Below are 21733 nucleotides of genomic sequence, written 5' to 3' on the forward strand. Positions count from 1 at the left end.
AACGCGCGGATATTTTTCAGAAAATCTGCCAACTAGCTATTTTTAAACATAAAAAAGCGTTGCCAGTCACAGAAAATTGCCACAAAATGGTGGCCATTGCGGAAGCTGATGGGGTCTGGTGGCCTCCTCGGTCTTCAAAACCGATGAGAGCCGAGAAGGCTTTGGCAGGTTCGATTCCTGCCTCTTCCGCCAAATTTCATATATTGAAAAAAAACCGTCAATTATGTTTCAGGCTGGTTGACGACTGTTTCGCATGTTGTTCTAACAAGGCGCCTGTCGCATTGCCAATATAATCTGAATGCGCTCCGACACGCTTATTTTCCTGCTCAAACATTAATTTATCCATTCGCCTTTTTTATTAATTCATGAATGGCAAAAAGCAGCAAATAAGCAGCGTCGCAGCGGCTTTCCTCCGGCAAGGCGGCGTGCATGTCACTCCCACGCACAGCCCGGGTCATCCCATGCCAACTACGTCTGACGTATCCTCCCTCGCCCCCAGCGCCTCTTATGCCGCAACTCCCGCAAACCAGCGTCGTTTGCCGCAAGTGGAACAGCTGCTGCAGCAACCCTTTCTCGCCGGGTTTATCGAGGCACTGAGCCGCCCGCTGGTGACTCAGGCGGTGCGCGACACCCTGAGCGAGCTGCGCCAGAGCGAAGATTTTCGCCAGCATGGCGTCGCCCCCGAGCAGATCGAGGCGCTGATTGCCAAACGCTGCCGACAGCAGTTGCACCAGCGTCAAACCCGGGTGATCAACGCCACCGGCACCCTGGTGCATACCAATCTGGGGCGTTCGCCGCTCTGTAGCGAACTGTGGGACGAGGTGCGCGACCTCAACACCGGCTACAACAATCTGGAGCTGGATCTCGCCACCGGCAAACGCGGCGGGCGCAAGGGGCTGATCGCCCCCCTGCTCCGTTGCCTCACCCAGGCCGAGGATTCGCTGGTGGTCAACAACAACGCCGCTTCGCTCTTCCTGTTGCTGCAGGAGGTGGCCAAGGGGCGCGAGGTGATCGTCTCGCGCGGCGAGCAGATCCAGATTGGCGGCGGCTTTCGCATCCCCGACATTCTGGCCCTCTCCGGCGCCAAACTGGTGGAGGTGGGCACCACCAATATCACCACCGCCAAAGATTACCTCGATGCCATCACCGATCAGACCGCGCTGGTGCTGATGGTACACAGATCCAATTTCGCCATTCGCGGCTTTACCGAATCCCCCGATATCGGCGAGGTAGCCCGCGCCCTGCCCGAACATGTAGTGCTGGCGGTGGATCAGGGCTCCGGCTTGACCAGCGAAGAGTTTGCGCCGGATGAAACCTCGGTGCGTCAGTACATCAAGGCGGGGGCGGATCTGGTCTGCTACTCAGGTGACAAGCTCTTGGGGGGCCCGCAATCGGGCATCATCAGTGGCCGCTGCGACCTTATCAAGCGGCTGGAAAAGCACCCCATGATGCGCACCTTCCGCCCGAGCCGCATCGTCTACTCCCTGCTCGAACGCCTGCTCATCCACAAGCTCAACAAATCTCCCGTCGGCGAGGGCATCGCCCAGCGCACCTTGAGCAACCCGGCCGCCATGCAGGCGAGAGCCTCCCAGCTGATGGCCGCCCTGCCCGGCTGCTTTGTGCCCGTCCCCGCCCAGCTGGTGGTAGGTGGCGGCACCTTGCCGGACGAGTTTTACCCGGCGCCCGCGCTCGAGTGCACCGACCCGCGTCCAGCCCAGCAGCTGCTCGATGCTCTGCGCGAACTCCCCGTCCCTGTCATCGCCACCGTGCGCCAGCAGAAGGTGCTGCTCAATATGGCCACCCTGCTGCCGGCGGAGATGAAACTGCTGATCGCCCAACTCAGGGAGTTGCTACTGCCCGCCCCGTTCAATGCAACAAATGCGACCGAGGAGCCCTGATCCCATGACCCCCTATCGCGCCGTTATCGGCCTTGCCGGCCACGTGGATCACGGCAAAACCCTGCTGATCAAGACCCTCACCGGCATCACCACCGCCCGCGCCCACGAGCAGGCTATCGGCATGACCCAGGATCTCGGCTTTGCCCACTTCGACGACGGTCAGGGCAACACCATAGGCGTCATCGACGTGCCCGGCCACGAGCGCTATATCCGCAATATGGTGGCGGGGCTCTGGAGTCTGGATCTGGTGCTGCTGGTGATTGCCGCCGACGAGGGGTGGATGCCGATGACCGGCGATCACCTGCGCCTGCTCAAGGCGATGGGGGTGCCGCGTCTGCTGGTCTGCATCAACAAGTGCGATCTGGTCTCCCCCGACGAGCTTTTGCTGTTGGAGGAGAGCCTGCTGGAGCGGGTAATGGACGAGAGCGGCATGGTGCCCGATATCGTCAGCGTCAGCGCCAAAACCGGCGCCAATATGGCTGCCCTGCACGCCGCCATCGTGCGCCAGCTTGCCGAACTGCCAGCCTCACACGCTGCCCGCGAGCAGAGCGCCCCGCGACTGTATGTAGACAGGGTCTTTACCGCCAACGGCACCGGCACCGTGCTTACCGGCACCTTGCAGCAGGGCAGCCTCAAGGTGGGGGACAAGCTGCGCCTCTACCCCGCCGATCGGGAGGTGCAGGTGCGCTCCCTGCAGGCCTATCACCAGAGCGTCGACGAGATTGTCGCCGTCTGCCGGGTGGCGATGGGCCTTAAAAAGGTGCCCCACAAGGAGGTGGCCCGCGGCCACTGCCTTACCAGCACTGTCGGCCAGTGCGAGGCGGCAACCCACCTTATCGTGCGACTGAACGAGGTCGGCGGCAGTATCCGGGAGCAACGCAACCGCGAGGTGGAAGTGGCCCTCGGCAGCTGGCACGGCCGGGCCCGTTTCGTGCCTATCAAGGACACCCGGCTGGCGCGACTGATCTTTGCCAACCCCATCCCCTGCTTCTTCGGCCAGCCGCTCGCCATCATTCGCCACGGCAGCAGCGAGCTGCTGCACGGCGCCCGCATCGTCTGGTGCGGCGATATTCACCCCGCCAGACGCAAGGCGCTGCACGCCCTGCTGGGCGAGCTGCCCGATGAACTCGCCAACTACAACCCGGCCACCCTGCAACTGGGGCTCAACGGCTATGTGCTGGCCAGCCGCTTTGACCAGCGGCCCGAGCAGGTCACCCCCCTCGGTGAGTGGCTGCTGGATAACTGCTGGCTGGCCCAGAGCCGCGACCAGCTGCTCGCCACCCTGGCCAGCGAACCGCTGAGTGCCGCCGAGCTGGCAACCCGCTTTGGCATCGCCCTGCCGGTCACTCAGGCCCTGCTCCAGCAGCTCAAAATCGAGCAGCTGATCCGCTTGCACCATGACAAGTGGCAACCGGGCAGCGGCGAGTCGGAAGACGATCTGGGAGAAGAGGCGCAGCTGGTGCTCAAGGTGGTGCGAGATCAAGGCAAGGAGGGGTACGAGCCCGGTAAACTGGGCCCCGGCGGCGTGGAGCTGGATCCCTTTATCACCCGCAAGCTGCCCGCCGCCCTGCAGCAGGGCCTGCTGCAAAAAGGCGCGTTGCAAAAGCAGCTGCGCAATCTGGCAAGGCTCAAATACCTGGTGCAGCTCGATGGCCCCATCTACTACGACGCCGTGCTTTACAACCAGATGGTCACCGCCGTGCTGGCGGGCCAGCAGGTGGGAGATCTGATCGACATGGCATCCCTCAAGGAGATCACCGGCTTGTCGCGTAAATACGCCATTCCGTTCTGCCTGCGCATGGAGATGGATGGCTGGGTGCGGCGCGAGGAGAACGAGCGCCGGGTGCTGCGCTTGCCGCAGACTCAAGATGAGATGGAGCCGGCATGAGCGCCACCATCGCCCCCTCTGTCTCTGCCAATCCTGTGGCCAACCGGCTGCGCCACGAATTTCATATCGACGGCATAGTTCAGGGGGTCGGCTTTCGCCCCTTCGTCTATGGGCTGGCGCTGCGCCACGGCCTTGCCGGTTATGTGTTGAACGATGCCAACGGCGTCACCATTGGCGCCGAAGGATCGCCCGAGCAGCTGGCCAGCTTTGCCCGCGAACTGCGGGAACTGGCGCCGCCGCTGAGCCGTATCGATCATTTCAGCGAGCGGGAACTGCCCCTTGCTCATGATCCCGACTTCGATGGCCAATTTCATGGCCAGTTTCGAATTAAAGCCAGCCAGCAGCAGAGCGCGGCCACGGTCGCCATCTCGCCGGATCAGGGGATGTGCGAGGCGTGCGCCACGGACGTGGCCAATCCAAGCGATCGCCACCACCACTACCCCTTTACCAACTGCACCCACTGTGGCCCGCGCTACACCATCATCCGCCGCCTCCCCTACGACAGACCCCATACCGCCATGGCGGGCTTTGCCATGTGCCCGCGCTGTGCGGCGGCCTATGAAAACCCGCTGGACAGACGCTACCACGCCCAGCCGGTGAGCTGCCCCGAGTGCGGGCCTCATCTCAGCTGGCGAAATGGCCGTGGCGATGCCTTGGCCGAGCGCGAGGATGCCCTGCAGGCAGCTGCCGGCGCCCTGCAAGCGGGCAAGCTTATCGCGCTCAAGGGCATGGGGGGTTATCACCTGATGTGTGATGCCCGCAATGAACAGAGTGTTGCCAGATTGCGAATGCTCAAGCGACGCGCGCGCAAGCCGCTGGCGGTGATGATGGGCTCCCTTGCCGAGGCCAAACTGCATGTCACCGGCAGCGAAGAAGAATGGCAGCTGCTCGCCTCTCAGGCCAGACCCATCACCTTGCTGCGCAAACGCAAAAACGATGATCGGCACTCAGAATCCCAACATAGCGCGGCGCCGCTGGCCGAGGGGATCGCCCCCGGCATCCCCTACCTTGGCATCATGCTCCCCTATACCCCGCTCCATCAGTTGCTGCTGGATGCCTGCGCCATGCCGCTGGTGGCCACCAGCGCCAATGGTCGCGGCAGCCCGATCCTTATCGAGTGCGAGGCGGTGGTCAGGGAACTCGGCAGCGAGATTGACGGCATCCTGGATCACAACCGCCCCATCCTGCACCCGTGCGACGACAGTCTGGTGCAGTGGGCAGGCGGGCGGCGCCAGACGTTGCGGCTGGCCCGAGGCTATGCCCCCTGCACCCCCAGCCTGCAAGAGGCGGTCAAGGTGCCGCTGCTGGCGGTCGGGGCGCAGCAGAAGAACCAGCTGGCGCTCGCCTTCGGCCGCCAGCGCATCTACAGCCCCTATATCGGCGATCTGCACAGCCTGCCGATGCAGGAGCACTTCGAGCAGACCCTGGCGACCTTTCGCGAACTTTACGATCTCAAGCCAGAACTGCTGGTCTCGGATCGACACCCCGGCTACCTCAGCCACCAGTGGGCCAAGGGCTATTGCCGCGATCACAATGCAACCCACCTCGAAGTACAGCACCATCACGCCCACCTGCTGGGGGTGATGGCCGAGCATGAGATCACGGGCCCGGTGCTGGGTGTTGCCTTCGATGGCACCGGCCTTGGCGATGACGGCACCCTCTGGGGCGGCGAGCTGCTGATCGCAGACGTTAAGGGATTTAAGCGGGTTGCCCATCTCAGGCCGTTCAAGCTGATCGGCGGCGAGGCGGCCATTCGCGAGCCGGTACGTCAGCTGCTGGGGCTGCTGTTTGAATCGCACAGCCCTGAGGAGATCAGTGCCCTCGATATGCCGGCGATCAAGCAACTGCCCCTTAAGCGGATCAGCAACCTGCACCAGCTCTGGCATCTCGGTCGCAACGCCCCCTACACCAGCTCCATCGGTCGGCTGTTCGATGCGGTGGCGGCGCTCTTGGGGGTGATCGACACCTCCGATTACGAAGGCGAGGCCGGACTCCTGCTGGAGGCAGCCGCCTTGCAGCTGACCCCCGATGAAGCGCCCTTCCCCCTCGCCTTTGATCTCAGCCAATCAGCAGAGGGGCCACTGCAGATCGAGTGGGCCGAGCTGATCCATACCCTTGTCAGCGAGCAGAGAAAAGGCACCTCCACCGCCATCCTGGCCGCCGGTTTTATCCGCGCCATCAGCGCTCTGGTCATCGCCCTTGCCGAGCGCTTCCCCGGCTATCCGGTGGCGCTGGGGGGCGGCGTCTTTCAAAACCGGGTGCTGATGGACCAGCTGGTACCCGCTCTCGAAGCGGCCGCCGGCAGGTATTGACCAGCGAAACCCTGCCACTCAATGACGGTGGCATCGCCGCCGGTCAGCTCTGGTTTGCCATCCACCATATTGCCACGCACCGCCCAACCACAGCCGGCAGTGCCACCTTGTCGGAGTCCTGAAATCAATGTGTCTATCCATCCCCTCTCAGGTGGTGCAGCTGCACCCCGAAGATAACTGCGTCACCGTCGACACCCTGGGGGTGCAGCGGCGCGTCAGCTGCATGCTGCTCGAGGAGCCCCTCCAGGTGGGCGACTATGTGCTGCTCCATATCGGTTTTGTGATGAGCAAGATTGACGAAGAGGAGGCGCAAGCCAGCCTCGAGAGCTTCCGCCAGATGGTGGCCCTGATGCCCAAACAGGATATCTTGCCATGCTGACCTTGAATGACCTGTTTCAGGGTTTTCGTCAGCCCGAGGTGATCCGCGCCCTCGCCGCCCAGATCACCGAACTGGCCAAAGATCTGCCCGAGCCACTGCGGGTGATGGAGGTGTGTGGCGGCCATACCCACACCATCATGAAGTACGGCCTGCACCAGCTGCTGCCAGCCAGCATCGAGTTTGTCCACGGTCCCGGCTGCCCGGTCTGCATCATGCCAAAAGAACGCATCGATCAGGCCATCGAGCTGGCCCGCCAGCCCAACGTCATTCTGGTCACACTGGGGGACATGATCCGGGTGCCGGGCTCCAGGGGCACGCTGGCCCAGCAACGCGCCAAGGGGAGCGATATCCGCCCCGTCTATGACCCCCTCGATGCCCTGCGTATCGCCAAAGAGAATCCGGAGAAAACCGTGGTCTTCTTCGCCATCGGTTTCGAGACCTCCACCCCGATGACGGCCCGCCTTGCTGGCTGCCGCTGAAGAGCAAGGGGCCCTGAACCTCCTGTTTCATATCAACCATGTGTTGGTGCCGCCCGCCATTCATGCGGTGATGGCCGACGGCGTTGCCAAGGTGAACGCCTTTATCGGCCCCTCTCACGTCAGCGTCATCACCGGCGCCGATATCTACCTGCCCATCGTCGATCGCTATCAGGTGCCTGTGGTGGTGAGCGGTTTCGAGCCGGTGGACGTGATGGAGGCGCTCTTGATGATGGTGCGCCAGAAAGTTGAGGGTCGCTACGCGCTGGAGGTGCAGTACAGCCGCGCCGTCACCGCCAGCGGCAATAAAGCCGCCCAGCGGCTGGTCGAGCGCTTTTTCGAGACCCGCGAGCACTTTCGCTGGCGAGGTCTGGGGGATATCAACGCCTCCGCCCTGCGCCTGCGCGATGCCTTCGCCAAGCGCGATGCGGAGCGCCACTTTCAACTCAATCAGACTCCCATCGATGACCACAAGGCGTGCCAGTGCGCCGATATCCTGCGCGGCCTGGCCAAACCGAACCAGTGCAAAGTCTTTGGCCGGGGCTGCACCCCGACCCAGCCCATGGGCAGCTGCATGGTCAGCTCCGAAGGGGCCTGCAATGCCTACTACCGATATATGGGGATCCAATGAGAGAAATTCAGTTAAGCCACGGTGGTCGGGTGATGAGTGGAGATGAATCAGTCTGCTTCGGCAACTTTGTGGAGATCCAATCACGATGAGAGAAATCCAGTTAAGCCACGGCGGCGGCGGTGTAGAAATGAACCAGCTGATCAACCAGCTCTTCTTTCGCCACTTTGGCAACGAGATCCTGCTGCGCGGTGAAGATGCCGCCCTGTTGCCGGTAGAGGGCCCCGTTGCCTTCACCACCGACAGCTTTACCGTCTCGCCGCTCTTCTTCGAGGGGGGCGATATCGGCAAGCTGGCCATCGCCGGCACGGTCAACGATCTCGCCATGATGGGGGCCAAGCCCGAGTATCTGAGCTGCAGCTTTATCATCGAGGAGGGTTTCCCCTACGCCGATCTGGCCCACATCGTCGAGTCGATGGCGACCGAGCTTGCCAACAGCGGTGCCCGTATCGTCTGCGGCGATACCAAGGTGGTGCCCAAGGGGGCCGCCGACAAGATCTTTATCAACACCAGCGGGGTCGGCACCTTCCCGCTGCCCGAACAGAGCCGAGGCATCTCGGTACGGAGCCTCAAAGCCGGTGACGCCATCCTGGTGTCGCGGGATATCGGCAGCCACGGCGCCTGCATCCTGATGGCCCGTGACGCCCTGCAACTGGGATCCGATCTCAAGAGCGACTGCACCACCCTCTGGCCGCAGGTCGAAGCGCTGCTAAAAGCGGGTATTACCCCTCACGCCCTGCGCGACGCCACCCGCGGCGGCCTTGCCGCCGTGCTCAACGAGTGGAGCAGCGCCTCCCAGGTGGCCATCGAACTGGAGGAGTCCGCCATTCCGGTGTGCGATCCGGTACGCGGCCTGTGCGAGCTCTACGGTTTCGAGCCCCATGATCTCGCCAACGAGGGGACCATGGTGCTGGCCCTGCCTGCCGACCAAGCGCAGGACGCACTGGGCATCTTGCGGCAGTTCAACCCCGCCGCCAGCCTGATCGGCGTGGTGCAGGAGAGCGATCGCCACAAGGTGATCCTGAGCAACCCCTGGGGCAGCCGCCGTTATCTGGAGCTGCCGCAAGGGGAGCTGCTGCCGCGGATCTGTTGAGCGGCCATGCCGTTCCGTCAATTACAGGGAGGAGTCACTGCTCCTCCCCATATCGGTTAAGGAGTCACCATGCACGAAATGTCTCTGGCCATGGCCGCCATCGATCTGGCAGCCGAGCAGGCCACCCAGCGGGGCTTTAACAAGGTGACCGCCCTCTGGCTCGAGGTCGGCAGCTTCTCCTGCGTCGACCCGGACACCATTGCCTTCTGTTTCGAGGCTGCCGCCAAGGGCACCGCCGTCGAAGGAGCCCAGCTTCACTTTCAGCACCAGGCGGCAGAGGCCTGGTGTTACGACTGCAACAAGACGGTCACCCTCACCGAGCGCGGGCAGGCCTGTCCCGAATGTGGCGGATACAAATTACGAGTCGCGCAGGGTGATAGCCTGCGCATCACCGACATCGAGGTAAGTTGATATGTGTAGCGTATGCGGATGCGGCCAGGCGCGGATCGCCGGCCATGAGCACGATCATGAGCATCATCACGAACATGAACATCACCATAAACATGGTCATGAGCACGACCATCATCATGCTCATGACGCCCATCACCATCATGCCAACGAACAGAGTGCGCCGCGCACCCTGATCATTCACCACCACTATCACCATCAGGGGGATGTCCATCACCACTACCACGGGGTACGGGCTCCCATGAGCCACGAGGGTCATGATCATCCACACGATCACCACCATGATCACCCCCACGACCATCATCATGATCATGCCCACTCTCATGAGCACGGCCATTCCCACGCGCATCCCCATGATCACAGCCATGACCATGACCATGACCATGACCATGACCATGACCACCAGCAGGGTGATCTGCACTACGGCAAAGGGGAAGCGGGATTGTCGGTGCCCGGCATGGGGCCGCGCCAGCTGATCGCCATCGAGATGGACGTGCTGGCCAAAAACAACGCGCTGGCCACCCACAACCGCGAACACTTCGACGAGGCGGCCCAGCTGGTGCTCAACCTGGTATCGAGCCCGGGTTCAGGCAAGACCACCCTGCTGTGCGAAACCCTGCGCCAGCTGGCCGACAAGCGCCCCTGCGCCGTGATCGAAGGGGATCAGCAGACCAGTGCCGATGCGGATCGCATCCGTGCCACCGGTGTGCCTGCCGTGCAGATCAACACCGGCAAGGGCTGCCATCTGGACGCCAAAATGGTCCACGACGCCTGCCACCAGCTGCCCGCCAATGAAGGGGGCATCCTCTTTATCGAGAACGTGGGCAATCTGGTCTGCCCCGCCAGCTTCGATCTCGGCGAGAAGTACAAGGTGGCGATCCTCTCCGTCACCGAGGGGGAAGAGAAACCGCTGAAATACCCGGACATGTTTGCCGCCGCCCAGCTGATGGTGATCAACAAGATCGATCTGCTGCCCTATGTCAGCTTCGATGTCGCCCGCTGTATCGAGAACGCCAAACGGGTCAACCCCTATATTCAGGTGATCCAGGTCAGCGCCACTACAGGCGAAGGGATGGATGCCTGGCTCAACTGGCTGGCGACTGCCTGAGTGCGGATAGATCAAAACCGCTGATAACGGTGGATAACAAAAGAGGGAGGCTGATGCCTCCCTCTCTTTTATCTGTAGACCTTGTCGGTCATGCTATCCGTCCAAAATGGCCAGCATCCCACACTCGCTTCCCCTCACCCTAGCCCTCTCCCCAGGGAGAGGGAACCGGTTTGTGGATGCCGCGGCTATACGACGCCCTCAAACCCCTCAGGGGGCTTCGAGCATAACAACCAGCCATATTTTCAAACCCCGAATTTTTCCAAACCCTAACCCCGGGCGGGTGAGATGGCACCGTCTGCCCCCTTCTCCCCTTGCGGGAGAAGGGCTGGGGATGAGGGGGAACTAACCCTCAGGCCGCATTTTCAGCCAATACACCAGTCACGGGCTGCATCTCACCAAAGCGCAGCACCCGATGACAGATCTGACGCAGCAGTGCCTGCTGGTGACTGAAGACAAGCATGGCAAGGCCGCGCTGCTCGCATTCAACCATCAATTCACGCCAGAGTTGGCGCTGGATTTGCGGATCCAGCTGGGCGGTCACCTCATCGGCAATCAGCAATCGAGTGCGGGGATCGAGGGCGCGCAACAGCGCGATGCGGGCCAGCTCGCCGCCGGAGAGTTGGCCGGGTTTACGGCCAAGCCATTCAGGCTTGACCATAAAGCGGGCCAGCATGGCGTCATCGGGGCGCCACACATCCCACAGCGCCTGCCCAGTGGTGCGATAGGGATTGAAGGTGAGTTCCGGGTGCTGGGGCACCAGCTGAATGGGGTTATAACCTTTTATCTGTTCAGGCACAGGCTGCCCATCCAGCAGGAACTGACCACCAACCCCAATCGGTTGCCAACCGGCCAATACCCGCCCCAGCGTGGTCTTGCCATAACCGCTCGGGGCGGAGATACCGAGCCGTTCGCCCGCTTTCACCGTCAGCGATAAACCCTGCCAGAGGGGACGTTCCCCCTGGGCGATAGTGAGGTTTCGTACTTCCAACATCAGGAAACCTCCGGCACAGAGAAGAGCGCGTTGAACTCCGGCAGCGCCTGCCAGTGGGCACGTAGCATCTCGCTCCCCTGCCCCTGGCGCAGATGGTGGCAGCTCAAGGTATCGCTCACCTGCCCCTGATGCAGCGCCACGATGCGATCGGCAAAGCGGGCTGCCAGCGCCAGATCGTGGGTCACCCAGAGGATACCGCTGCCCTGATTGGCCAATTCACGCAACTGGCCGAGCAGCAGACAGGCCAGCCCCTCGTCGAGCCAGGCGGTGATCTCGTCTGCCAGAATGTAGCGGGCACCGCCGAGCGCCGCGGTGCAGGCCAGAATGCGCTTGGCCATGCCGCCGGAGAGCTGGCGCGGATAGCTGTCCAGCGTGGTGGCGGGCAGCTGGTAGCGCAGCAGCTGCTGGCCGAGCCGCTCGCGGGAACCGCTCTGGCCGCAGAGACGCGCCACACGGCCCAGCTGGCGCTCCACCGTCAACAGTGGATTGAGGGCGCTCACCCCTTGCGGCACATAGCAGAGGGTATGGCCGCGCAGACGGGCGCGGCTGGCATCGCACAGAGGTGTGCCATCGAGGGAGATGCGGCCGCGCATCCTCAGGTTGTCCGGTAGCAGGGTCAGGGCGCTTTGCAGCAACAGGCTCTTGCCCTCGCCGCTCCCCCCACCAGCGCCACTATCTCCCTTGGCGCCAGTTGCAGGCTGATATCGGTCAGCAAAGGCTGCCAGCTGCGCCGCCCCAGCCAGGAGTAGTGGGCCGCCTCTATGGTCACCTGATCAAAACTCAGCATGGTTCACTCCTGTGCCACAACAGCTGTTGCAAGGCGCGGGTAGCCTGATCAAACAGCAGAACCAGCAGCAGCAACATCAGTCCCGGAAAGAGGGCCAGCCACCAGCCACCACCGGCCAGATAACGCAGGGCATCGGCCAGCAGTAGACCCAACGAGGCCTCATGGGCCGCCAGCCCAAAGCCGAGAAAGCTCAAGGCCGCGCTGTGCAGCACCGCATGGGGAAACATCAGCAAGGTGCCGATAAACCACTGGGGCAGCAACCCCGGCAGCAAGTGGGTGCACCAGCGACGCAGCGCCCCCATCCCCTGACAGCGGGCCAGCACCACATAGTCGCTGCAGGCGATCCGCCGCGCTTCTGCGCAAAGAATGAGTGCCAGCTTGGGCCAGTGGGTCAGTGCCACCGCCAGGATCACTCCGCGCATACCGCCCCCCACGGTAAAGCAGATGAGGATCAGCAGCAGCATATGGGGCAGCGCCAGCATGGCGTCGATCACCATTCGCACCGCCGCATCACATCTGGGGTGAATGAGCGACACGCTTGCCGCCACCATGGCCAGCAGGCCACTGCAGAGAGCCGTGCTGATCCCCAGCTCCAGGCTGGTGAGGGTGCCCTGAAAGGCCCGCAACCAGAGATCCCGTCCCATCTGATCGGTGCCGAACCAGTGGGTCAGCGAGGGAGGCTGCTGGCGCGCCAGCAGATCCATCGGCACATCCTGATGAGAGAGGTTCCAGCCGTAGGCGGCCAGCAGCGCCAATCCGAGCAGGGCAAAAACCAGCCGCAGTATGGAGGGAAGCGGATTAAACAGCATGCTCACCCTCCCAGCCTCGATTGATGCGGGCCAGCAGCAGACAGGCCACCGTGTTGCCAATAAAGACCAGCAGGGTGCAGAAGAGCACGATGCCCATCAGCAAGGGGATATCGCCCCGCAGCCCCGCATCCACAGTGGCCTGGCCGAGCCCCGGATAAGAGAAGACCTTCTCAGCCAAGAGCGACCCGCCAATCAGCTCGCCTAGAGAGGCAAACTGCAGGCAGAGCGCCGGGGTCAGGGCGTGGCGCAGCACATGAAAACGCAGCATGGGCCAGCCGCCATCCCCCTGAGCGCGGGCATAGCGGATAAAGTCGCTCTCCAGCACCTCGGCCACCCGCCCCCGGGTATGCAGGGCAATATTGCCCAACCCGAGCAGGGCGAGCGTGGTCACCGGCAGCAACAGATGGCGCGCTCGCAATGCCCAATCTGCTTCCTCGGCAGCGAGCCCCGGCGTCCAGGCGCAGCAGACCGGCAACAGCGGCCAGTGCACCGCAAACAGCGCCAGCAGCAACAGGCCGACCCAGAAGGTGGGCAGGGAGGCGAGCAGATAGGCAAAGCGGCAAATCAGGCGATCGGGCCAGCGATTGAGATAGCGACCGGCGCATAGGCCCAGCAAAATCCCGAAAAAGCCGGAGAGCAGCCAGGCGCCCGCCAGCAGCAGGAAAGAGGCAGCAAAGCGCTGGCCTATGACTTCACCCACAGGCGCGTTGTAGAGCATGGAGTAACCGAGATCCCCATGCAGCACTTGGCTAAACCAGTGCCAATAGCGCAGCCAGAGCGGCTGATCCAGCCCCCAGCGGGCGGCGATGCGGGCGTACTGCTCCGGCGGCACATGGAGCAGATCGTTGCCGATATAGGCCTTGATGGGGTCGATGGGGGAGTAACTCAGCAGCACAAAGGTGGCGACCGAGACCAGACAGAGCAGCCCTGCCAGACGCAGCAGGGCTTTTAGAGTGGCAGTCATCATAGTGGGGAACTTAACGGCACGTCCACCGCCAATCCTGCAGGTTGTTGAGCAGTGACCAGCTACCGTGGATTTCCGGCGCCCCCTTGCCAAGGTCGATGCAGCGATTGGCCAGATAAGTGTGCTGCACGTTGAGCAGCCAGGCCCAGGCCGCATCTCCCTGCACTCCGGCGCCGGTCTTGCCATCCCACTCCACCTGCTGCCAGAACGGCACGGCCGCCTGCCAGTTCGGGGCATCCAGCGCCTGCTTGAGGTGGCCATCCACCACAGGGTTGCTGTAGTAGCCCGGATTGTAGAACTCCACGCCACCGGAGCCGCTCTGGTAGTGGTGATAGAGCTCCATGGGATCCAGACTCCCCCACCCCATCAGCACCGGATTGGCGTGCATCTCCCGCTCCACCTGCTCCCAGCTGCCGGACTTGAGGCTCACCTCAAGGCCAATGGGCCCCAGCATGGCGCGCACCGCTTCCGCCAGATCCCGGCGGGTGCTGTCACCGCTGGTGTACCAGAGGGTAAAGGCAGCGCGCAGATTGCCCTTGTGGCGAATGCCGTCACTGCCCATCTTCCAACCCGCCTCGTCGAGCAGGGCGTTGGCGTGGGCGGCATCCCCGTCCTTGAAGGCGGTGGCTTTGTTTAGCCAGGGCAGGCCTTCTACCGCGCTGTAAGCGGGGATGGCGTGCCCTTCCAGCAGCTGCTCGGCCAGCAGCTTGCGGTCGATGGCGTAGTTGATGGCACGGCGCACCGCTACATCCGAGGTCACGTCGTTGCCGATGGGATAACCCTTGGCATCCTTGCCGCCCGCAGGCGGAATGGGGAAGACGATGCCGCGGTTCTCGACACTCGGCCGCACCCACAGCTTGAGGGAAGCAGGCTCGGTGGGCGCCAGTGACGGGGCAATGCGCACCACATCGAGCTGGCTGCTCTGGGCCGCGGCATAGGCGCTCTCTTCATCGATAAAGACAAAGACCAGCCGTTTGAAGTCATTGTTGCCGCCGGCGTAATAGGGGTTCGCCTCTACCACCAGCTGTTGACCGGGCAGGAAGCTCACCAACCGGTAAGGGCCGGCACCGACCGGCTTTTGGGCATATGCTTTTGCGTCGTAATCACGCTTCGACACTATCCCCAAAGATCCCAGCACGTTGACGAAGGTGCTCTGGGGAGCACTCAGGGTGATGGCAACCTCGGTGGGCGAGAGCACCTTGGCCGAGACAAAGTTGCCCATGTCGATCTTGCCGCCGCCTTGGGCTGCGCTGTTGTAGGTGAAGGCCACATCCTCGGCGGTGAGCGGTGCACCGTTGGAGAATTTCAGGTCAGGCTTGAGGGTAATGAGCCACCCCTTGCCATCCTTGCTCGGGGTCACCGATTGGGTGAGCACATTCTGCCAACTGAGATCGGCGTTCTGCTTGAGCAGCGGACTGTGTAGCAGCAGGTAGCTGCCGTGGCTCCAGCCGAGCAGAGGATCAAACCCTTCGGTGGGTTCAGCGCCGATGGCGAGCTTGAGCTCGGCAGGCACAGGCTGGGCAGCCAGCGCCATGGACGAGAAACCGCCCGAGAGCAGGGCCAGCAAGGCGGCCGCAGTGACAGAGAGGCCTTTACGGTGGCCGGCGTTGCTGCCTGAGTGGCAGCCAAAGCATTGAATGGTCATAAGATCCCTTATTCGTTTTACCACTCACTATCGAAAAACAGGGGGACGACAGAAGCGAGTGAGGGGCCAAAACGGCCCCTATTCTAAACCTGATTGCAGATGAGACCTAGCGCTGGGTGTCGCCAACAGGGTCGCCACACCGGCCGCTGAACAGGCGGCGCCGGCTCAAGTTCACGCCGCCCTCCCCCTGCTGCACCGGAAGCGAAAGCAGCATCTTGAGGGTGCTGCTCACCAGCGCGCGCCCCTCGTCGGCCCCCAGATGCGGGTCGATGGGGGACATGAGCGAACAGGCCAGCAACTGCCCCGTCTCGGGCAATGCCCCCACCATAAAGGTCAGGTTGCCGCAGGGGAGCTGCAGGGCGAGCCGATCGCTGCTGCTGCGCACCGGCCACAGTTGATCCGGCCCCGGCAGCACTACCACGCTCAACATCCAGGGGGTGAGCACGCAGCCAAGCCACTGCCCTTCAAACAGGGTGCACTCCGCCACGATGGGCATGGTGGCGTGATAGAAGGGCAGCGCCTGCATCTCTTGTTTGGCAATCCGCTCATACTGGGCCACCAGCAAAGGGGCTGGATTGGTGGCAAAACCGGCAAATTCCTGCGCCGTCTCCGGTACTATTTCCGGCACTCTCTCAGCCTCATTCACAATGGATTGCGCCATACGCCCTCCCGCGCTCGCTCGGCCTTCTCCTGCTCGGAGAGCGGGATGGCTGGAGCCCCCAGGCTGGCCAGCAGAGTCAATATCCGATCTGTCGCCTCCCCCATGGCAGCCGCCACCACAGGGGTGAGGCCGATGCGGGGCTCGAGGGATTCGGGCTCGACCCCGATCAGGGTGAGCCGCTTTGGCGACTCCCCCGTCATGTGCAGCGCCGAGAGCACATCCGCCAGCCCCAGCTGATGGGGGGAGATCTTGCGACCGAACAGGGTCGGGATCTCCTCATCCTTCAGGGTCACCACTGTGCCCGGCGGATTGCCGCTGCGCACCGCGTCCGCCAGTATGATGTGGTCGCGACTGGCCATCGCTTCGAGCAGCTCCATGCCGGCGGTACCGCCATCGAGCAGCTCGATGCCGGGGGCGAAGCGGTAGTCGCGCTCCAGCCCCTCGACGATGCGCACGCCGACGGCCTCATCGCTCAACAGCAGGTTGCCCACGCCCAGGATCAGGGTGTTCATCACAGCACCTTCACCTGAGTCACGTCGCCGCTCTGGGTATCCACCACGTGCACCGCGCAGGACATGCAAGGGTCGAACGAGTGGATGGTGCGCACCACCTCCAGCGGCTTGGCGGGGTCGGCCACCGGGGTGCCTACCAGGGATTGCTCGTAGGGGCCGGGCTCGTCGTTGAAGTTGCGCGGGCCTGAGTTCCAGGTGGAGGGCACCACCGCCTGATAGTTCTCGATCTTGCCACCCTTGATGACTACCCAGTGGGAGAGCATACCGCGCGGCGCCTCTTCAAAGCCCACCCCGCGAAACTCTTTGTCCGCCGGGATCTCGGTCTTGATGTAGGCGCTGAAATCCCCCTTGCCGATGTTGTCCACCAGCGCCTTCCACTGATGGGACAAGGTGTCTTTGAGCACGCAGCAGCGTACCGCCCGGCCTATGATACGGCCCAGGGTGGAGTGCAGCTGTTCGGTCTTGACCGCTGAACCGGTGAGCGTCTTGTAGAGACCGTTCAGCTGATCGAAATGCGCCACCGTCTCCGGATGCTTGGCGGCGAGCTTGACCAGCAAGTCGGCAAGCGGCCCAACCTCCACCACCTTGCCGTAGAAGGTGGGAGATTTGACCCAGGAGTACTTGCCGTCATCCTGCCAGCCGGTGTAGTTGGGCTCGGTCTTGCCCTCCCAGGGCTTGAGGGGCTCGTCATCCTTGTACCAGGCGTGCTTGTTGCTCTCGGCAATGCCATCCATCAGCCACGCATCCTGATGGCTCTCGATGGGGCGATAGCCGGCCAGATCGCCGTTCTCGATGTAGCCACCGGGCATCAGGAAGCTGCCGCCGTCACCGTCGGTGGGCAGCTCCGGCACGCTCAGGTAGTGCTTGGCCCCCTGCCCCAGGTTCAGCCACTCGGGGTAGTGCGCGGCTATGATGGCGGCATCCACCTTGTAGACCTGCTCGATGAACTCGCCGAGCCGGTCGATAAAGCTCTTCACATAGAGCAGCCGCTCCAGATTGAGCACGCTCGGTGCATCCAGGTTGATGGGGTTGGCCACCCCGCCCACCGCCAGATTCTGAATGTGGGGGGTCTTGCCGCCCAAAATGGCGACGATGCGGTTGGCATCGCGCTGGCACTCCAGCGCCTGCAGATAGTGAGCCACGGCGATGAGGTTCACCTCCGGGCTCAGCTTCATCGCCTTGTGGCCCCAGTAGCCGTTGGCAAAGATGCCGAGCTGGCCGCTCGCCACCAGGGCGCGGATCTTGTCCTGCACCTTGGTCAGCTCGTCGACGCTGTTGAGGGACCAGGTCGATACCCCCTTGAGCATGTCCGCCGCTTTTTGCGGATTGGCCTCAAGGGCCGCGGTGATATCCACCCAATCCAGCGCGGAGAGCTGATAGAAGTGGACGATGTGATCGTGGATGTTGTGGGCCGCGATGATGAGGTTGCGGATAAACTGGGCATTGACCGGCACCTTGGCGCCGATCGCATTCTCCACCGCCCGCACCGAGGCGATGGCATGAATGGAGGTGCACACCCCGCAGATGCGCTGCACTATCATCCAGGCATCGCGCGGGTCGTTGCCCTTGACGATCTCCTCCATCCCGCGCCACATGGTGCCGGACGACCAGGCCTTGGTGACGACGCCGCCTTCGATTTCACAGTCGATACGCAGGTGACCCTCGATGCGGGTGATGGGGTCTATGGTGATACGTTGGCTCATACGTTGGCTTTCCCTCGGGCCTGATAATCTTGGTGAACACGTTCAAGTGATGGCAGTACCGGCAGCAGCCGGATCAGCAGCAAATAGGCACACACCTCGATGGCGACGAAGCCCAAGGAGATCAGCACTTCCGCCGCAGAGGGGAAGTAGTGGTAGCCATTGCCGGGGTTGAAGGCGAGCAGGGAGTAATCCAGTCGCCAGAGGGCGGCGCCCAGCAGCATGCTGAGGGCCCCCAGGAACAACATGCGCGAGTCCCGGCGGCTCTTGTCCCAGTGGAACACCAGCAGCGGGAAGATCATCAGCGCGATCTCGCTCCAGAACATCAAGGCGTAGCGATTCCACTCGGAGAGATACTCCGACTTGTCGTTGATGACGATCTCGGCAAAGCGCAGCGCCACGAACAGGATCAGGAAGATGTCGATCACCTGGGTCAGCTTGTAAAACAGCGACTTCTCGTTGGGGCCGCGCCCCGCCAGCCCCGCCTGCACCAGGGAGCCTTCAAACACTACGATGGAGAAGCCCATGATGAAGGCGGTCAGAAGCGAAAAGACCGGCAGCAGCTCATAGCTTTGCCAGAGCGGATGGATCTTCTCCCCCGCCACAATCATCAACGAGCCCATCGAGGATTGGTGCATGGTGGGCAGCAGTGCCCCCAGCGCCAGAATGAAGAACATGATCTTGTTGAGACGCGCCATGGAGGTTTTCCAGCCTAACTTCTCCAGCAGCACGGGGGCAAACTCCAGCGCCATCACCCCGATGTAGATGGTCATGCAGACCGCCGTCTCGAACAGCACCGAGGAGGTGTTGAAGAAACCCGGAATGTAGAAGTAGGGCAAGTTCCAGTAACGGCCGACGTCGATGGTGATGGAGAGGCCGCCCAGCGAATAGCCAAACAGACTCGCCAGCAGGGCCGGCCTTACCAGGGGGTGATACTCGCCCCGGTTGAAGACGTAGACCGCCCAGGCCAGCGCCCAGCCGCCGCAGGCGAAACCGGTGCCGATCAGCAGATCGAACGAGATCCAGAGCCCCCAAGGATAACCCCCGTTGAGATCGGTGACCGAGCCCAGCCCGAAGATGAGGCGTTTGAGGATCAGCATGCCGCACAGGATGACGAACGGCGCCAGCACCATGACCGGCCAGCTGACCAGCCTGCCCCCCAGCGGATGTGCCTTGTGATTACTCATGATCCTTGCCTCCCGATTGCTTGTCATGGCCCGCGTGCGAGTCATGATCGTCGCCATCCTGATGGTCCTTGGTGTTGCGGCGAATGAGCACCGACAGCCCGGTCAGCACCACCAGCGGCAGCACCATTCCCTTGTAGAGGGTGTGCTGGATGTGCTCGGAGCGCGCCCCGGAGGAGAGTTCCGGCAAAGCGGGCATGTCGAGCTTGGTGTAGGGCACCCCGGCCAGCACCAGCACCTGGGTACCGCCCCCTCCTTCTCGCCATAGACGTAAGGCTGGTAGTTGGGCACCTCGTGCAGGTAGGGATCGTTGGCGCTGAAGGTCTGGCGCGGGTAGGCATATTCGCAGCCCGGGGTGGCCAGCAGCCGGCGCTTGGCTTCGGCCATCAGCGCCTCGCGGGTGCCGAAGATGACGGCGCCGGTCGGGCACACCTCGACACAGCCGGGCAATTTGCCCTGATCAATCCGTTCAAGCCCCTTCTGGTTGCAGAGCTCGCACTTGTGGATCGCCCCGAACGGGTTGTCGTAGTCATATTTGGGCACGTCGAACGGGCAGCCCACCATGCAGTAACGGCAACCGGTACAGACGCTCGGGTCGTAGTGAACGATGCCGGTCTTGGGATCCTTGGTCAGCGCCTGCACCGGGCAGACGGAGACGCAGTTGGGATCGACACAGTGCATGCACTGCTTCTTGATGTAGGCATAGCCATCCACCAGCTGATCCTTGTGCTCACCCGCGCCGCTCTTCCACACCTGAATGATGTTGTTGGTGTAGGGGCTCAGCTTGTCGTTGTTGGACCAGGTCGCTTCCCCGGCCGGATTGGCCGGGTTGCCGTTGAGGCGCTGACACTCCGCCACACAGGCCTGGCAGCCGATGCAGAGGGTGGAGTCGTAGAGCATGCCGAGTGCGCCGGGAATGGGCGGCTTGTTCTCGGCCGCCGCCAGGGCAGTGCCGGAGACGGTGGTGCCCGCCGCCAGCGCACCGACGGAGGCGAATTTGAGGAAGTTGCGTCTGTTCACGGTCACTCCTCCCGTGAGGTGTGCTGCCCGGCCTCATGGCGCTTCTGCTGGCGACCGAGCTCGCGCACCGTCATCAGACTCACCCCGACCAGCACCCCGAGCGCCCCACCGATAAGGCCGGTGGCGGTGGGCGACATGTGTCCTCCCTCCTGGATGGCCACGTCGGGCTTGTTCACCCGCGGGGTGGGATTCTCCACCTTGGCGAGCTGGAAGATCCCCTTGCTGAAACCCACCCCCTGCTCGTTGCAGCCGTAGCAGGGATGGCCGATGCCCACCGGCCAGATGCCGCCGCCCACATCGCAGAACTCCAGGGTCGAGCAGTTGCCGTAGGTCTCCGGCCCCTTGCAGCCCAGGTGATAGAGGCACCAGCCCTGACGGTGGCCCTCGTCACCAAACTCCTTGGCGAAACGGCCGGCGTCGAAGTGCGGGCGACGCTCGCAGTTTTCGTGGATGAGCCGCTCATAGGCAAACAGCGGCCGCTTCTTGCTATCCAGCGCCGGCAGCTTGCCGTAGGTGATGTAGTAGGCGACCGTGGTGAGGAAGTTGTGGGGATTGGGCGGGCAGCCCGGGATATTGATAATCGGTGTGCCGAGGTTGCCGAGGGCCTCCTCCAGGCTGACGGCACCGGTCGGGTTGCCGCCGCTGGCGGGCACCCCGCCCCAGGCGGCGCAGGAGCCGATGGCGATGACGGCAGCCGCATCGGCAGCCGCGCGGCGAATATGGTCGACGATGGGTTCCCCCGCCACCATGCAGTAGATGCCGCCATCTTTAAGCGGGATGGAGCCATCCACCACCAGCACATACTTGCCCTTGTAGCGTTCGATGGCATTGTGCTTGTTCTCTTCGGCCTGATGGCCGAAGGCCGCCGAGAGCACCTCGTGATACTCCAGCGAAATGGTGTTGAGGATCAGGTTCTCTATGGTGGGGTGGGTGGCGCGCAGCAGCGACTCGGTGCAACCGGTACACTCCTGCGCCCCTATCCAGATCACCGGTGGCCGCTCGGGGCTGGTGAGCGCGGTGGCCATCTTGGCCACGGCATGCTGGCTTAATCCAAGGGTTGCGGCCATCCCGGCGCACAATTTCATAAAGTCACGGCGATTAATTCCATGAGCCGATAAAAAAGTATCCTCGACCATTCTTTTTATTCCCGTAGTGAGCACTTGTTTGATAAATGCTTAATAGCGGAAATGCTAAGTACTCCCCCCTGCCCCGCGTTGATCTCCATCAAGTGACGGAACATTATTCAAATAGAAAACCCATCAGCATGGAT

The 21733-nt window shown here is 62.7% G+C and carries 15 protein-coding genes, 1 tRNA gene and 5 pseudogenes; 9 read left to right on the forward strand and 12 right to left on the reverse strand.

The genetic code is table 11. The features are described 5' to 3' along the window. Positions 1-100 precede the first annotated feature (100 nt). From ACPDZI_RS12230 to hypA, 8 genes and pseudogenes are all read left to right on the forward strand, one after another. Positions 101-192: transfer RNA gene (locus tag ACPDZI_RS12230), tRNA-Sec, on the forward strand. A gap of 269 nt (positions 193-461) precedes the next feature. Next, entirely contained in the window at positions 462-1898 is a 1437-nt protein-coding gene (gene selA / locus ACPDZI_RS12235; protein ID WP_438833204.1) for an L-seryl-tRNA(Sec) selenium transferase, read from the forward strand. Positions 1899-1902: 4 nt separating this feature from the next. Continuing rightward, positions 1903-3786 (forward strand): selenocysteine-specific translation elongation factor, encoded by a 1884-nt coding sequence (selB, locus tag ACPDZI_RS12240; protein WP_438833205.1) that lies wholly within the window; start codon positions 1903-1905, stop codon positions 3784-3786. Continuing rightward, a pseudogene (gene hypF, locus ACPDZI_RS12245) lies at positions 3783-6220 on the forward strand (carbamoyltransferase HypF). Before selB ends, hypF begins: the two are co-directional and overlap by 4 nt. A 5-nt stretch (positions 6221-6225) precedes the next feature. Further along, entirely contained in the window at positions 6226-6477 is a 252-nt protein-coding gene (locus ACPDZI_RS12250; protein WP_040065728.1) for a HypC/HybG/HupF family hydrogenase formation chaperone, read from the forward strand. Next, positions 6471-7584 (forward strand): annotated as a pseudogene (gene hypD, locus ACPDZI_RS12255) (hydrogenase formation protein HypD). Before ACPDZI_RS12250 ends, hypD begins: the two are co-directional and overlap by 7 nt. An 85-nt stretch (positions 7585-7669) precedes the next feature. Further along, positions 7670-8674, forward strand: coding sequence for a hydrogenase expression/formation protein HypE (hypE, locus tag ACPDZI_RS12260; protein ID WP_438833206.1), 1005 nt, complete (start codon positions 7670-7672; stop codon positions 8672-8674). Positions 8675-8743: 69 nt separating this feature from the next. After that, a complete protein-coding gene (hypA, locus tag ACPDZI_RS12265; RefSeq protein WP_021140355.1) occupies positions 8744-9085 on the forward strand; it encodes a hydrogenase maturation nickel metallochaperone HypA in 342 nt (113 codons plus the stop codon). On the opposite strand, the gene ACPDZI_RS12270 is transcribed toward hypA, so the two are convergent. Continuing rightward, complete coding sequence (locus tag ACPDZI_RS12270) at positions 9063-9437, reverse strand: hypothetical protein (protein ID WP_438833207.1); 375 nt, start codon at positions 9435-9437, stop codon at positions 9063-9065. The genes hypA and ACPDZI_RS12270 overlap by 23 nt on opposite strands. Here ACPDZI_RS12270 and hypB point away from each other — a divergent pair. Continuing rightward, positions 9324-10190: a hydrogenase nickel incorporation protein HypB gene (gene hypB / locus ACPDZI_RS12275; protein ID WP_438833208.1), complete on the forward strand. Its 867-nt coding sequence runs from the start codon at positions 9324-9326 to the stop codon at positions 10188-10190. The genes ACPDZI_RS12270 and hypB overlap by 114 nt on opposite strands. A gap of 349 nt (positions 10191-10539) precedes the next feature. Here the strand turns inward: hypB and ACPDZI_RS12280 are convergent, their stop codons facing one another. The 11 genes and pseudogenes from ACPDZI_RS12280 to hybO form a co-directional block, all read right to left on the reverse strand. Beyond that, positions 10540-11181, reverse strand: a complete 642-nt coding sequence (locus tag ACPDZI_RS12280) for an ATP-binding cassette domain-containing protein (protein WP_438833209.1) — start codon at positions 11179-11181, stop codon at positions 10540-10542. Beyond that, positions 11181-11968, reverse strand: a pseudogene (locus ACPDZI_RS12285) (ATP-binding cassette domain-containing protein). Before ACPDZI_RS12285 ends, ACPDZI_RS12280 begins: the two are co-directional and overlap by 1 nt. After that, the gene (locus ACPDZI_RS12290; protein ID WP_438833210.1) at positions 11962-12777 is read right to left on the reverse strand and encodes an ABC transporter permease; all 816 of its coding nucleotides are present in this window, start codon (positions 12775-12777) and stop codon (positions 11962-11964) included. The pseudogene ACPDZI_RS12285 and the gene ACPDZI_RS12290 overlap by 7 nt, the downstream one beginning before the upstream one ends. After that, positions 12767-13770 (reverse strand): annotated as a pseudogene (locus tag ACPDZI_RS12295) (ABC transporter permease). Before ACPDZI_RS12295 ends, ACPDZI_RS12290 begins: the two are co-directional and overlap by 11 nt. Continuing rightward, positions 13755-15386 carry an ABC transporter substrate-binding protein gene (locus ACPDZI_RS12300; protein WP_438833211.1) on the reverse strand — a complete coding sequence of 544 codons (1632 nt, stop codon included), beginning with the start codon at positions 15384-15386 and terminating at the stop codon, positions 13755-13757. Before ACPDZI_RS12300 ends, ACPDZI_RS12295 begins: the two are co-directional and overlap by 16 nt. 106 nt (positions 15387-15492) lie before the next feature. Continuing rightward, positions 15493-16047: a hydrogenase-2 assembly chaperone gene (gene hybE / locus ACPDZI_RS12305; RefSeq protein ID WP_438833212.1), complete on the reverse strand. Its 555-nt coding sequence runs from the start codon at positions 16045-16047 to the stop codon at positions 15493-15495. Beyond that, the gene (locus ACPDZI_RS12310; protein WP_438833213.1) at positions 16029-16559 is read right to left on the reverse strand and encodes a HyaD/HybD family hydrogenase maturation endopeptidase; all 531 of its coding nucleotides are present in this window, start codon (positions 16557-16559) and stop codon (positions 16029-16031) included. Before ACPDZI_RS12310 ends, hybE begins: the two co-directional genes overlap by 19 nt. Further along, on the reverse strand, positions 16559-18262 hold the full coding sequence (gene hybC / locus ACPDZI_RS12315) for a hydrogenase 2 large subunit (RefSeq protein ID WP_438833214.1): 1704 nt from the start codon (positions 18260-18262) through the stop codon (positions 16559-16561). Before hybC ends, ACPDZI_RS12310 begins: the two co-directional genes overlap by 1 nt. Next, positions 18259-19446: a Ni/Fe-hydrogenase cytochrome b subunit gene (hybB, locus tag ACPDZI_RS12320; RefSeq protein ID WP_438833215.1), complete on the reverse strand. Its 1188-nt coding sequence runs from the start codon at positions 19444-19446 to the stop codon at positions 18259-18261. The genes hybC and hybB overlap by 4 nt, the downstream gene beginning before the upstream one ends. Next, a pseudogene (gene hybA / locus ACPDZI_RS12325) lies at positions 19439-20463 on the reverse strand (hydrogenase 2 operon protein HybA). The gene hybB and the pseudogene hybA overlap by 8 nt, the downstream one beginning before the upstream one ends. Before the next feature lie 2 nt (positions 20464-20465). Next, positions 20466-21599 carry a hydrogenase 2 small subunit gene (hybO, locus tag ACPDZI_RS12330; protein ID WP_438833216.1) on the reverse strand — a complete coding sequence of 378 codons (1134 nt, stop codon included), beginning with the start codon at positions 21597-21599 and terminating at the stop codon, positions 20466-20468. Positions 21600-21733 lie beyond the last annotated feature (134 nt).

Origin of the sequence: Aeromonas oralensis (assembly GCF_049665575.1) — a bacterium.
Classification (GTDB): domain Bacteria; phylum Pseudomonadota; class Gammaproteobacteria; order Enterobacterales; family Aeromonadaceae; genus Aeromonas; species Aeromonas hydrophila.

What these genes read in the sequence shown, in the direction of transcription:
- ACPDZI_RS12310 (WP_438833213.1), bottom strand. Translation starts at nt 16,559, where the DNA reads ATGAACACCCTGATCCTGGGCGTGGGCAACCTGCTGTTGAGCGATGAG.
- hypB (WP_438833208.1), top strand. Translation starts at nt 9,324, where the DNA reads ATGAGCCACGAGGGTCATGATCATCCACACGATCACCACCATGATCAC.
- hypE (WP_438833206.1), top strand. Translation starts at nt 7,670, where the DNA reads ATGAGAGAAATCCAGTTAAGCCACGGCGGCGGCGGTGTAGAAATGAAC.
- hybO (WP_438833216.1), bottom strand. Translation starts at nt 21,599, where the DNA reads ATGGTCGAGGATACTTTTTTATCGGCTCATGGAATTAATCGCCGTGAC.
- hybB (WP_438833215.1), bottom strand. Translation starts at nt 19,446, where the DNA reads ATGAGTAATCACAAGGCACATCCGCTGGGGGGCAGGCTGGTCAGCTGG.
- ACPDZI_RS12280 (WP_438833209.1), bottom strand. Translation starts at nt 11,181, where the DNA reads ATGTTGGAAGTACGAAACCTCACTATCGCCCAGGGGGAACGTCCCCTC.
- ACPDZI_RS12250 (WP_040065728.1), top strand. Translation starts at nt 6,226, where the DNA reads ATGTGTCTATCCATCCCCTCTCAGGTGGTGCAGCTGCACCCCGAAGAT.
- hybE (WP_438833212.1), bottom strand. Translation starts at nt 16,047, where the DNA reads ATGGCGCAATCCATTGTGAATGAGGCTGAGAGAGTGCCGGAAATAGTA.
- ACPDZI_RS12300 (WP_438833211.1), bottom strand. Translation starts at nt 15,386, where the DNA reads ATGACCATTCAATGCTTTGGCTGCCACTCAGGCAGCAACGCCGGCCAC.
- selA (WP_438833204.1), top strand. Translation starts at nt 462, where the DNA reads ATGCCAACTACGTCTGACGTATCCTCCCTCGCCCCCAGCGCCTCTTAT.
- ACPDZI_RS12290 (WP_438833210.1), bottom strand. Translation starts at nt 12,777, where the DNA reads ATGCTGTTTAATCCGCTTCCCTCCATACTGCGGCTGGTTTTTGCCCTG.
- hypA (WP_021140355.1), top strand. Translation starts at nt 8,744, where the DNA reads ATGCACGAAATGTCTCTGGCCATGGCCGCCATCGATCTGGCAGCCGAG.
- hybC (WP_438833214.1), bottom strand. Translation starts at nt 18,262, where the DNA reads ATGAGCCAACGTATCACCATAGACCCCATCACCCGCATCGAGGGTCAC.
- ACPDZI_RS12270 (WP_438833207.1), bottom strand. Translation starts at nt 9,437, where the DNA reads ATGGGGATGCGCGTGGGAATGGCCGTGCTCATGAGAGTGGGCATGATC.
- selB (WP_438833205.1), top strand. Translation starts at nt 1,903, where the DNA reads ATGACCCCCTATCGCGCCGTTATCGGCCTTGCCGGCCACGTGGATCAC.